A 12,338-nucleotide genomic window follows, 5' to 3' on the forward strand; every position below is an offset into this window, starting at 1 on the left:
ACTTCCCCGAGATCAACACCAGCAGGAGCCTGCACCGTTACTCCCTTGTCGATCTCGGGGATATGGACGCTAAAACCGGCCCGGTAGGGGCGTTTTCCCCGAGATCATCGCTGAGGAGGCGGACAGGGGGTCCGGTTTCGCCGTCGCCGCCGCTCACGCCGACCATCCACACGCCGGACGGCCGACGGCGCTGCCGGATGGGCCGCTGACCTTCGTCGTCGCCGCCATCTCGCTCACACTCAGGTGGCCTGCCGCCCGGCCGGGGCCCGGGAGCGGGGTACCTGCTCAGCCGCCTGCCCACCCAGGCCGTAAGCGACCGGACAGACGGCAAGCAGGGCCGGGGAACCGCCCCGCTCTTGCCGTCGCCGCCATTCACGGCGACCACCCACACGCCCGGTGGCCGACGACGCTGCAGCAAGGGCCACCGACCTCCGTCGTCGCCGCCCCGCCCTACACCCCGACGGCCCGCCGCCCGGCTGAGGGGCGAGTGGGCACCTGTGCTGTGCTGTCGCCGCAGGCCGCGGACGCTCGACGCTTCCCTCAGTGGTCGTCGGGGTGGCCCAGGCGGTGCAGCCAGCTCGTGCCGCGGGCCGGCGGGGTCACGCGGCGCCTGATCTGGTCCACGATCCTGCTCGCGGCCAGGTCCGCCGCCAGCATGCACGCCCGCTCGATGCCGCGGGCGCGGCTCGCCCCGTGGGCGATCACCACCGTCCCGTTCAACCCGAGCAGCACCGCCCCGCCGGTGCTCTCGCTGTCCAGGCTCTCCCGCAGCCCCCGGAGGGCCTTGCGCTGCAGCAGCGCCCCCGCGCGGGCGCGGCGGGTGGAGGTCAGCGCGTCGTGCACGGCGTCGAAGGCGAAGCGCACCGTCCCCTCCACGGTCTTCAGCGCCACGTTCCCGGTGAAGCCGTCGGTGACCACCACGTCCACCTCGCCGGCGAGCAGGTCGTGCCCCTCGATGTGCCCCCGGTAGTCCAGCCGCGGCGGCTCGGACGCCGTCGCCGCCAGCAGTTCGGAGCTCTTGCGCGCCAACCGGTTGCCCTTGCCCGGCTCGGCGCCGATGGTCAGCATGCCCACCCGCGGCTCGGCCACCCCGTGCGCCGTGTGCGCGTAGGCGGCGCCCAGGTGCGCGAACTGCACCAGCATCTCCGGCTTGGCGTCGGCGTTGGCCCCCGCGTCCAGCAGCACCGTGGGGCGCGGCCGCGTCGGCAGCACCACCGCCAGGGCCGCCCGCAGCACCCCCGGCTGGGTCCGCAGCCGCACCGTCGACGTGGCCACCACGCCCCCGGTCGACCCGGCCGACACCAGCGCCGACGCGTCCCCCTGCCGGATCAGCTTGCACGCCACCGCGACGCTGGAGCGCGGGCGCCGCCAGCTCGCCAGCGCGCCCTCGTTCATCGCCAGGGTGTCCTCCGCGTGCACCACCGGCACCTCCCCGGCCGCGCCGTGCTCGGCCAGCAGGCCGGTGAGCTCGGCGAGCCTGCCCACCAGCACCACCCGCAGCCCGTGCTCGCGCACCGCGGCCACCGCCCCGGCCACCGTCTCGGCGGGGCCGTGGTCGCCGCCCATGGCGTCCAGGGCGATGACCGGGCCGCCGCGCGGCGGCCCTGCGGTGCCCGCGGGTCCGGCTTGGTTCACGTGTGGATCCTCACTGCTCCACCGGGGTGCCGCGGTCGCCCGCCGTGCCCCGGTCCGACGTCTTCTCGCACGTGGCGGGGGGTGTGCCCGCCCCCGGGGCAAGCGTATGCCCGAACAGCGGGAGGCGCGCGGGGCGCCCCCTGTCGTTCGAGGTCAGGAGGGTATTTAGGGAAAGTGGGTAAGAATCAGCGAAGATCGGGTATGTCGGACTGCTGGTCAGGAGGGTGACCACTCCGGGCCCGACAACCGACACGAGAGATCTCGCCGGGCGCCCCCGCTCTGCCGGGGGCGCCCGGATCAGGCCTGCCCTGCCGACCGTAGGGCGCCTGCCGCACCCTGAAGGGAGACGCGTGAGCTTGACGCAAGACGCGGCTATGTCCCCGTCCGCGGGACGTCGCTTCCGTGCCTACACCTCGAAGCACTTGGACGAGTTGACGGCGCGGGCCGGCCTCGGCGAGGACGAGCGGCTCGCCGTCCGCGCCGTCGCCACGGTGCTGCCGTTCCGGGTGAACAGCTACGTCATCGACGAGCTGATCGACTGGGACGCCGCCCCCGACGACCCGATCTACCGGCTCGTCTTCCCGCAGGCGGACATGCTGCCCGCCGAGGACGTGGCCCGGATGGCCGATCTTCTGCGCCAGGACGCGCCGAGGAAGGAGATCAACGCGGCCGCCAACGAGGTGCGGGCCAGGCTCAACCCGCACCCCGCCGGCCAGATGGATCTCAACGTGCCCAAGGTCGACGGGCAGGACCCGCTGGAGGGCATGCAGCACAAGTACCGCGAGACGGTGCTGTTCTTCCCCAAGCAGGGGCAGACCTGCCACGCCTACTGCACCTACTGCTTCCGCTGGGCGCAGTTCGTGGGCGAGCCCGACCTGAAGTTCGCCTCCGGGGAGGTGGACCACCTGGTCCGCTACCTCAAGGAGAACCCGCAGGTCACCAGTGTGCTGTTCACCGGCGGCGACCCGATGATCATGGGCGAGGGGGTGATCTCCAAGTACATCGAGCCGCTGCTGGAGGTCGACACCCTGGAGTCCATCCGCATCGGGACCAAGGCGCTGGCCTACTGGCCGCAGCGGTTCGTGACCGACCCGGACGCCGACGACACCCTGCGGCTGTTCGAGAAGGTCGAGGCCTCCGGCAAGAACCTGGCCTTCATGGCCCACTTCAGCCACCCCAACGAGCTGGAGCCCGAGCTGGTCCAGGAGGCCGTCAAGCGGATCCGGTCGACCGGCGCGGTCATCCGCACCCAGGCGCCGCTGATCCGCACGATCAACGACGACCCGAAGGTCTGGGAGCGCATGTGGCGCACCCAGCTCCGGATGGGCATGGTGCCCTACTACATGTTCGTCGAGCGCGACACCGGCCCGCAGGACTACTTCGCGGTGCCGCTGGCCCGTGCCTACGAGATCTTCCGGGACGCCTACAAGAACGTCTCGGGGCTGGCCCGCACCGTGCGCGGCCCGTCGATGTCGGCCACACCGGGCAAGGTGTGCGTGGACGGCGTCACCGAGATCGCCGGCGAGAAGGTGTTCATGCTCCACTTCATCCAGGCGCGCGACCCGGAGCTGGTGGGCAAGCCGTTCTTCGCCAAGTACGACGAGAAGGCGGCCTGGCTCTTCGACCTGGAGCCCGCCCTCGGCGCGACCCACTTCCCCTACGAGGAGGCCCCGCCCGCGGACGTCTCCGCGCTCGTGGACCCCGCCCGCGCCTGACGGCCCGGCCCGCGGGCCCGGCGGCGGCACCGTCGGACCTTCCCCACCCGGGGCGCCCCGCCCGTTCCGTGCGGACGGGGCGCCCTCCCGGGGCCGCCCGACCCAGGCCCCCGGCCCCGGCCGCCGACCGGACCTCACTCCTGCGACGGCCGCCGTGCCCGGTCCGGGGACGGGCGCCTCTGCGGCCCGCGCATGTTGCGGGAGAAGGCGGTGGCCGCCAGTCCGGCCGCCATCGCCCCCACCGCCACCCAGCCGACCTCGCGGAAGGTGTCGGTGAAGGCGTGCGAGAAGACCTGCCCGGCCAGTTCGGCCAGGCGTTCGGCCGCCGCCCCGGACATGCCCTCGGGCGGTGTCGGCGGGGCCGGCCCGCCCAGCTCCACCCCGGCGCCGTGCTCGGGCCGGACCGCCGTGATGAACGCTTCGCGGTCCTGAGGCGGCAGCGCGTCGGCGGCCGTGCGCGCCTCGCGCACCGTGTTCGCCGCCAGCGACGCCTGCATCAGCGCCCCCACCACGGCACCGCCCAGCACCGACCCGAGCTGCCGCAGGGTGTTGAGCACCCCCGAGGCGGCGCCCGCCATGCGCGGGTCGACCCGGTACATGGCCAGCGAGTTCATCGGCCCGAACACCGAGGCCACCGCCAGCCCCATCAGCGCCAGCGGCAGGGCGAACTCCCACCAGCGCGAGTCCGGCCGGGCGGCCAGGAGCAGCCACCCCAGGCCGAGGCAGAACAGCGCGAACCCGCCCATCAGCAGGTACTTGCCGCCCAGGCGGTCGACCCAGCGGCCCACCACCGGCGCGGCCACCATGGACAGCACCGACATGGGCGCCATCGTCAGCCCCGCCGCCAGCGCGGTCATGCCCAGGGCCGACTGCAGGTAGATGGTGAACAGCAGGGAGTGCCCGATCATCGCCACCGACACCAGGGCGGCGTTGAGGCTCATCAGGCTGAAGTTGCGGTCGCCGAACAGCCCGAACGGCACCAGCGGGTCGCGGCCCTGCCGCGCGCGCTGCTGCACGATCAGCGCGGCGAACAGCACGGCGCTCAGGGCGAACAGCAGCGGGATGCTGATCGGCCCGTAGACCGTTCCCCAGCCGAAGCGCTCCCCCTCGACCAGGGCGAAGGCGAGCAGCCCCAGGGAGCCGGTGGCCAGCGCGACCCCGGCGGGGTCGAAGCGGGGGCGGTGCTCGGGCTTCGGGTCGGGCGGGATGAGGACCACCCCCAGCACCAGGGCGATGGCGCCGAAGGGGATGTTGACGAAGAAGATGAACCGCCAGTCGAAGGCGGTCACCAGCAGCCCGCCCAGCGTCGGCCCGGCGACCGTGGCCAGGCCCGCCACCGCGCCCCACACGCCCATGGCGGTGCCGCGCCGCTCCGGCGGGAAGACGCGCACCAGCAGCGCCATGGTCTGCGGCATCATCACCGCGGCGCCGACCCCCTGCACCGCGCGGGCGGCGATCAGCCACCCGGCGCCCGGGGCCAGCCCGCACAGCACCGAGGCGGCGGTGAACGAGGCGACCCCGACGATGAAGAGGCGGCGCTGGCCGTAGAGGTCGCCCAGCCGCCCGGAGGTGATGATCAGGACCGCCAGGGCGAGGGTGTAGACGTTGACCACCCACAGCACCTCGTCGGCGGCCGCGCCCAGGCGCCGGATCATGTCCGGGATCGCGATGTTGACGATCGTCAGGTCCAGCAGGGTCATGAAGAACCCCAGGCACAGGGCCGCGAGCACGGCCCACGGATTGCCCCGGATCGAACGCATTCGGCCCCCTCCCGCGCGGACCCGGTCATCCTATGTGCGCAGGCAGGGGCAGCTGGGGCGAATTCGGCGGAATCCGGCGCGCCGTCCGCGTCAGTCCGCGCGTGCGGACGGCTCCTCGCGCTCCGGGGCGCCGCCGGCGCGACCGGCACCGCCCGCGGCGCGCAGGTCGTCCTCGATCCCCTCCAGGGTGCGGCCCTTGGTCTCGGGGACGCCGAACCGCGCGAAGGCGATGGCCCCCAGCCCCGCCGCCGCGAACAGGAAGAACGTGGTGGTGATGCCGACCCCCGCCACCAGCGACGGGAAGGTCAGCCCCACCGCGAAGTTGGCCGTCCACAGCACCGCCCCGGCCAGCCCGAAGGCGAAGCCGCGGATGCGCATCGGGAAGATCTCCGCCAGCAGCACCCAGGTGACCGGGGAGACGAACCCCTGCTGGAAGACCAGGAACAGCCCCATGCAGGCGAGGATCGCCTCCGCCCGGCCGGTCCCGGCCGGGAGCAGCGAGGAGAACGCGCCCACCAGCAGCAGCGCGCTGGTGGTGCCGCACAGCCCGGCGACGAGCATCGGCCGCCGCCCGATACGCCCCAGCAGCCAGATGCCCAGGAACGTCGCCAGCACCGAGATGACGCCGTTGGAGATGTTGGCGACCAGCGCCGTCTCCCGGGCGAACCCGGACTCGGTGAGGATCTGGGTGCCGTAGTACATGATCGAGTTCACGCCGGTGATCTGCTGCACGACGGCGATGCCGACGCCGGTCAGGACCACGCGGCGGATCCACGGCTCGGACAGGTCGCGCCAGCCGCCCCGGGCGCTGCGGGCGTCCTCCTCGGCCGCGCGCCGGACCTCGTCGAGCTCCTGCTCGGCGGCCCGCTCCTCGCGCACCCGCCGCAGCACCGCGAGGGCGTCGCCGAACCGGCCCTGGGCGGCCAGCCAGCGCGGGCTCTCCGGCATGGCCTGCATGCCCAGCCACAGCACGACGGCGGGCACGGTCGCCAGCACGAGCATCCAGCGCCACACGCCGTCGGCCTCGCCCCACACGTTGCCGATCACGGCGTTGTTGACGTAGGCGAGGAGCTGGCCGGTGACGATCATCAGCTCGTTCTGGGTGACCAGGCGTCCGCGCCTGGAGGCGGGCGACATCTCCGCCAGGTAGCTGGGCACGGTCACCGAGGCGCCGCCGACCGCCAGCCCGAGGGCGAAGCGGGCCAGGACCATCACCCCGGTGCTCGGGGCGAACGAGGCGGCGAGGGTGCCGACGAGGAACAGCACCGCCAGGCCGATGATCGCGGTGCGCCGGCCGCGCCGGTCGGCCAGCCGCCCGGACAGCACCGACCCGAAGGCCGCGCCGAGCAGCAGTGAGCTGGTGACCAGCCCCTCGGTGAAGGGGGTCAGGCCCAGGTCCTCCTGCATGTACGGCAGGGCGCCGTTGATGACGGCGGTGTCGTAGCCGAAGAGCAGGCCGCCGAAGGTGGACAGCACCATCACCAGGCGCAGGTACCTGCGGGGGCGGCGGCTGCCGGGAGAGGTGCCCGCGCCCTCGGGCGCGGACACCGCCCCCGACAGTCGTCCGTCCGCGGTGCCGCGCGGCGCGCCGTCGGGTCCTTCGATGCCGTCGGTGGAGGGGTTCATGGGGACAGGGCTCCGGTCGGGTCGGATTCAGGGTAGGCGGCGGGGCGGTGTCGGGCGCCCCACAGGGGGGTGTGACGAGCGCCCCACCGCCAACGGAAGGTAAACAGCGCACCGGACTTTGTCAAGACAAACGAACATCAGGACCAATGACCGGAGCAGGGGTGCGGCGGCGGTAAAGTGGGCAGGCCATGGCACTGAGAAGCAGGGGGCGTCGGCGCGGGCTCGTCATCGGCGTCGACATCGGGGGCACCAAGGTCGCCGCGGGGGTGGTCAACCCGGCGGGCCGGGTGCTGGCCCGCGGACGCGCGCAGACCCCCAACCGCAGCAAGAGCCCCAAGGTCGTCGAGGACACCATCGCCGACGTGGTCGAAGGGCTGCGCCGGGAGTACCCGGTGACCGCGGTCGGCGTGGGCGCGGCCGGGTTCGTCGACCGGGGCCGCTCCTCGGTGCTGTTCGCCCCGCACCTGTCGTGGCGCGGTGAGCCGCTGCGCACCGCGCTGAGCGCCCGCCTGGGGCTGCCCGTGGCGGTGGAGAACGACGCCAACGCCTCGGCATGGGCGGAGATGCGGCTGGGTGCCGGGCGCGGGTCCTCCGACGCGGTGGTGGTGAACCTGGGCACCGGCATCGGCGGCGCCGTCGTGCTGGACGGGGCGCTGTACCGGGGACGGCACGGCATCGCCGGGGAGTTCGGGCACATGGTGGTCGTTCCGGACGGCCACCGCTGCGAGTGCGGCAACCGGGGGTGCTGGGAGCAGTACGCCAGCGGCAACGCGGTCACCCGCGAGGCGCGCGAGCTGGCGGCGGCCGACTCGCCGGTGGCCCGCGGGCTGCTGCAGGCGGTCGGCGGCGACCCGTCGCGCATCACCGGCCCACTGGTCGCCGAGCTGGCGGCGGAGGGCGACCGCGCGTGCGTGGAGGTGCTGGAGGACGTCGGCCGGTGGCTGGGCAAGGGCCTGGCGGACCTGGCGGCGGCCTTCGACCCGGAGGTGTTCGTGATCGGCGGCGGGGTGTCGGAGTGCGGCGACCTGCTGCTGGGGCCGGCGCGCGCGGCCTACCGCAGGAACCTGACGGGGCGGGGGTACCGCCCGGAGGCGAGGATCGTCCGGGCCGAGCTGGGCAACGAGGCGGGCCTGGTGGGCGCCGCCCTGCTGGCGCGGGAGGAGCCGCCCCAGAGGTTCCGGAGCGTGGGACGCGGATCCCGCCGCATCACCCGCCGGAGGGTCCACTAGACGCCGGCCCTTGCCGGGCGTCTCCACGGACACGGGCGATCGGCAGGAGCCCGGCCCTGCCGACTCCGTTGCCGAACTCCGCCCTGCGCCGTTGATCTCGGGAAATGCGCCCCAAAAAGCGGCCCGGAAGCGTCGTTTCTCCCGAGATCAACGCTGGGCACACCCGCCTACGGTCAGGGGGCGGTGTCGGTGGGAGCGGTCCTCAGGGCAACGGGACCGTCATCGTCTCGCCGCCGTAGCCGTTGGTGCTGTCCCTGGCCTCGACGGTCACCTCTTCGGTCTCGTCCGGGATGTCGACGCCGCGCTGGGTCCGGGTGAATGGCTGTTCGTCCGCGTGGTCATGGGCCAGCACGTGCTCGCCGAAGACGGTGCCGTCCGGCCCCACCACCCGCCAGCCGTCGGCGTACCGCTCGGGCGTGTCGTACGGGGAGCTGATGGTGACGGCGAAGTCGTAGCCCGCGTCCCCCTGGGTGACGACCACGTCGACGACGTCGGGGAACTCCTGGTCCTGTGCCGCGCCCTCCTCCGTGTCCGCCGTGCCCGCGGTGTCGGACGCCTCGGCCGAAGGCGCCGCGCCGTCCTCGTCGTCCGTGGGCGGCGAGGGCTCCGCTCCCGTGCACGCGGCGGCCGTGAGGAGGGCTCCGGCGAGGAGGGCGGTCGTCGGAAAGCGTCCCATGCGGCCGTCCCTACCCCCGGCGCCCCTGCCGCACACCGGGCGGGGTGCGGGTCGTCCCCACGGCGTCCGTTGTGCACCACGGACATACGTTCGTGCGGATTGCGCCGTTTCGGGACCTTGATCATCGCCCGGCGGCGGTGGTTTAAAGGTCCCCTGATCAGCGTCCCTACTCCCGAGACGGAGGGGATCCCCCATGCCGGACGCCCCTGACTCCCCCCAATCCTCCGCCGCCCCCGGCCCCTCCGACGCGCCCGCCGCACCGGGGCAGGACGGCTTCCTCAAGGTCCTCGGCCGCGGCGACGTGCTCGCGCTCGCCTTCGGGGCCATGATCGGCTTCGGCTGGATCGTGCTGACCGGCGACTTCATCGACGCGGCGGGCAGCGCCGGCGCCGCGGTCGCCTTCGTCATCGGCGGCGTGGTCATCGCCCTGGTCGGGCTCACCTACGCCGAGCTGGTCGCGGCCATGCCCCGGGCCGGGGGCGAACACCACTACGCACTTCGCGCGCTCGGCGCCCGGGGCGCCTTCACCGCCTCCTGGGCGATGGTGCTCGGCTACGTCTCGGTGGTCGCCTTCGAGGCCGTCGCCGTCCCGCAGACCCTCGGCTACCTGCTGCCCGGGGCGATGGAGGCCGGGCACCTGTGGACCGTCGCCGACTACGACGTGTCCGCCGCCCAGGTCGCGGTCGGCGTCCTGGCCGCGGTGGTGATGACCGGCGTGAACTACATCGGCATCCGCCCCGCCGGCGTCTTCCAGACCATCGCCGTGCTGTTCCTGCTGGCGGCGGGTGCGGCCATGGTCGCCGGGGCCGCCGTGGGCGGGTCCGCGGCCACCATGGAGCCGCTGTTCACCGGCGGTGTCTCGGGCATGTTCGTCGTGCTGGTGGCGGTGCCGTTCCTGTTCGTCGGGTTCGACGTGATCCCCCAGTCGGCCAGCGAGATCCGGCTGCCGTTCCGGCAGGTCGGGCGGCTGCTCGTGGTCTCGGTGGCCTGCGCGGCCGCCTGGTACGTGATGATCATGCTCACCGCCGGTGCCGCGCTCGGCCCCGAGGAGCTGACCGCCGCCGATCTGGCCTCGGCCGACGCCATGGCCGCGCTGTGGAACAGCCCCGCCATGGGCAACCTGCTCGTCGTCGGCGGCCTGGCCGGGCTGCTCACCAGCTGGAACGCGTTCCTGATCGGGGGCAGCCGCCTGCTGTACGCGATGGCGGAGTCCCGCATGGTCCCCGCCTGGTTCGGCCGCCTGCACCCGCGCTTCCGCACGCCCGGCAACGCGCTGCTTTTCATCGGCGCGCTGTCGGTGCTGGCCCCGCTCTTCGGCCGGCCGATGCTGGTGTGGCTGGTGGACGCGGGCGGCGTGAACATCGTCATCGCCTACATCGTGGTCGCGGTCTCCTTCCTGGTGCTGCGGCGGCGCGAACCGGGCATGGAGCGCCCGTTCCGCACCGCGGCGGGCCCGGCGGTCGGCGTCGCGGCGCTGCTGCTGAGCTTCGGGCTGCTGGTGCTCTACCTGCCGGGGATGCCCGCCGCGCTGGTGTGGCCCTCGGAATGGGTGATCGTCGGGGCGTGGTGGATCGCCGGGCTGGCGATGATGGCCCGCCTGCCGAAGGTCGCCCCGGGCGCGGACGCCGAGGAGCGCCTGATCGCCGAGATCGAGCGCCGTACCGGAAGGAAGTGACCGGAGCCGGGGCGCCCCCCCCGCGGCGGCGCCCCCCCCGGCCGGTGGGCCGTCAGAGACCGGCGCGGGAGCCCACCGGTCCGGCGCCCCGTTCGGCGGAGCGCCGGGCCGCCGCCTCGGCGAAGGTGCGAACGACCGGGTGCGGGCGCGGGCCTTCGGCCAGTTCCGGCTGGAACAGGGTGGCCAGGAAGAACGGGTGCCCGTCCAGCTCGGCGACGCGGGCCGACCCCTCCTCGTCGTGCCCCGTGAACCGCAGGCCGCGCCCGGTCAGCAGCCCCTCGGCCGCCGGTGCGGGCCCGTATGAGCAGTGGTAGCGCTCGACCCTGCGCTCGGTTCCGAGGACGCGTGCGGCCAGTGACCCGGGCGTGCACCGCACCTCGCCCTGTCGGCCCACCAGCGAGCAGGCCAGCGGCGCGATCAGGGGGTCGTCGGCGCCGGGGTCGGATTCGGCGTGCTGGGCCCCGGCCAGCCCGCACACGTTCCGGGCGAACTCCAGCAGCGCGTGCTGGAAGCCGCCGCAGGTGCCGAGGAAGGGCAGTCCCGCGGTGCGGGCGGTGCGCACGGCGGCGAGCGCGCCCTCCTCGCTCCGGTACGGGCTGCCGGGCAGGAGCCAGACCCCGTCGAACCCGTCCAGCCGACCGGGTTCGGCGGCCTCCTCGGTCGGGATCCAGTAGGCGTCGGCGAGCAGGCCCTCGTGCCGCCGCAGCCCTTCCAGCAGTTCGGGGACACGGGCGTGGGCCCGCACGTGCGGGGAGCGGTCGGCGACGAGGGCGAGGCGGGCGGCGGTCGGGGCCGCCTCCGGTCCGGTGGTGTTCGGCATGGCTCCAGCATCACCCGCCAGGGATGAGAAGATCCAACGATGGTTTCGGATCACTCGATCAGTGATGCTGATAGCGGCCGGTCGGAGGCGCGCGACCCGCTGAACGCCCAATGGCTGCGGACGTTCGCCGCGGTGGCGCGCCTGGGCTCCTTCTCGGCGGCGGCCGAGGAGCTGCGCTACACCCAGTCGGCGGTCTCCCAACAGGTGGCGGCGCTGGAGAAGGACCTCGGCACGGCCGTGCTGCGGCGACGCCCCGTGGAGCCGACCGAGGCGGGGGCGAGGCTGCTGGAGCACGCCGGACCGGTCCTGCTGCGCCTGGCCGCCGCCCGGACCGATGCGGAGCGGGCGCGGGAGCCGGTGGCGCGCCGCCTGGCGGTGGCGGCCTGCCCCGGCGCCTTCGGGGCGGCCGCGGCTTGGGCCCTGGCACGGGTGCGGGCGGCCGAGCCCCGGCTGGAGGCGTCCGTGCGGACGGCGCCGCTGCCGGCGGTGGTCGGCGGCGTCGCCTCCGGGGAGTTCGACGCGGGGCTGGTCGACGGGGTGGCCGCGCCGAGCGACCCGCTGCGCCTGGGAGCGGCCGAAGGAGGCGCGGAGGCGCTGCGGACGGAGCTCGTGGCCGAGTCGCCGCTGGTGGTCGCGCTGCCCGCGGCCCACCCGCTGGCGGGGCGGAGCGGGGTGCGCCTGGCCGACCTCGTGGACGCCCTGTGGATCGACGCGCCGGGGGCGTCGGTGCCGCTGGAGGTGCTGCGGGACACGGACCCGAACGCCTCCCCGCGGGCGGCCCTGCGCCTGGACGGCGGAGACGCCGGAGCTCTGGAGGCCCTGGTCGCCGCGGGGCACGGGGCGGCGCTGGTGCCCCGGGGGCGCCTGCGCGGCGTCGCGGAGGCCCCGGTCGTCGCGCCGAGGCTGGTCCACCGGACGGAGCTCGTCCACCTCGACCCGCGGGGCCCGGCCCAGGATTTCGCCGAGGCACTGGTGAGGCGGGGGACGAGTGCCGCGTCCGCGGCCCGCTGACCCGCCGTCGCCCTGTCACCCCGTCCGGAACGGCCCCTCGACGGTGCGTCCGCGCCGCGCCGCTTCGGCAGCACGGCCGACACGGTCACCACCACCGGAGCCGGTCGCCCATGACGTCGATGTTCCACGTCGGCGGCGGGGCGGCGAAGTACCCCTCATCAGGGCGTTCGGGATCCTTCCCGGAAACGTCC

9 protein-coding genes are annotated in these 12,338 nt (G+C 74.3%); 4 read left to right on the forward strand and 5 right to left on the reverse strand.

Annotated elements, in window-relative coordinates:
- Positions 1-540: 540 nt before the first annotated feature.
- Positions 541-1,566, reverse strand: coding sequence for a phosphate acyltransferase PlsX (gene plsX / locus O4J56_RS16385; RefSeq protein ID WP_408639130.1), 1,026 nt, complete (start codon positions 1,564-1,566; stop codon positions 541-543).
- A 443-nt stretch (positions 1,567-2,009) separates the two neighbouring features.
- On the opposite strand from plsX, the gene O4J56_RS16390 reads away from it, so the two are divergent.
- Positions 2,010-3,350, forward strand: coding sequence for a KamA family radical SAM protein (locus tag O4J56_RS16390; RefSeq protein WP_270686774.1), 1,341 nt, complete (start codon positions 2,010-2,012; stop codon positions 3,348-3,350).
- Positions 3,351-3,484: 134 nt separating this feature from the next.
- On the opposite strand, the gene O4J56_RS16395 is transcribed toward O4J56_RS16390, so the two are convergent.
- A complete protein-coding gene (locus O4J56_RS16395) occupies positions 3,485-5,110 on the reverse strand; it encodes a DHA2 family efflux MFS transporter permease subunit (RefSeq protein ID WP_270686717.1) in 1,626 nt (541 codons plus the stop codon).
- Between the two features lie 90 nt (positions 5,111-5,200).
- Positions 5,201-6,736: a sugar porter family MFS transporter gene (locus O4J56_RS16400; RefSeq protein ID WP_270686718.1), complete on the reverse strand. Its 1,536-nt coding sequence runs from the start codon at positions 6,734-6,736 to the stop codon at positions 5,201-5,203.
- 188 nt (positions 6,737-6,924) lie between these two features.
- Between O4J56_RS16400 and O4J56_RS16405 the strand changes: the two genes are divergently transcribed.
- Entirely contained in the window at positions 6,925-7,965 is a 1,041-nt protein-coding gene (locus O4J56_RS16405; RefSeq protein ID WP_270686719.1) for an ROK family glucokinase, read from the forward strand.
- 202 nt (positions 7,966-8,167) lie between these two features.
- On the opposite strand, the gene O4J56_RS16410 is transcribed toward O4J56_RS16405, so the two are convergent.
- Complete coding sequence (locus O4J56_RS16410; RefSeq protein WP_270686721.1) at positions 8,168-8,641, reverse strand: hypothetical protein; 474 nt, start codon at positions 8,639-8,641, stop codon at positions 8,168-8,170.
- A 193-nt stretch (positions 8,642-8,834) separates the two neighbouring features.
- Here O4J56_RS16410 and O4J56_RS16415 point away from each other — a divergent pair, with 193 nt between their 5' ends.
- Complete coding sequence (locus O4J56_RS16415; RefSeq protein WP_270686723.1) at positions 8,835-10,316, forward strand: APC family permease; 1,482 nt, start codon at positions 8,835-8,837, stop codon at positions 10,314-10,316.
- A 52-nt stretch (positions 10,317-10,368) separates the two neighbouring features.
- Here O4J56_RS16415 and O4J56_RS16420 read toward each other — a convergent pair whose 3' ends face one another.
- Positions 10,369-11,136 carry a CTP synthase C-terminal region-related (seleno)protein gene (locus O4J56_RS16420; RefSeq protein WP_270686724.1) on the reverse strand — a complete coding sequence of 256 codons (768 nt, stop codon included), beginning with the start codon at positions 11,134-11,136 and terminating at the stop codon, positions 10,369-10,371.
- 39 nt (positions 11,137-11,175) lie between these two features.
- Between O4J56_RS16420 and O4J56_RS16425 the strand changes: the two genes are divergently transcribed.
- Positions 11,176-12,147, forward strand: coding sequence for a LysR family transcriptional regulator (locus tag O4J56_RS16425; protein WP_270686727.1), 972 nt, complete (start codon positions 11,176-11,178; stop codon positions 12,145-12,147).
- Positions 12,148-12,338 lie beyond the last annotated feature (191 nt).

Source organism: Nocardiopsis endophytica (assembly GCF_027706725.1).
GTDB classification, from domain to species: domain Bacteria; phylum Actinomycetota; class Actinomycetes; order Streptosporangiales; family Streptosporangiaceae; genus Nocardiopsis_A; species Nocardiopsis_A endophytica.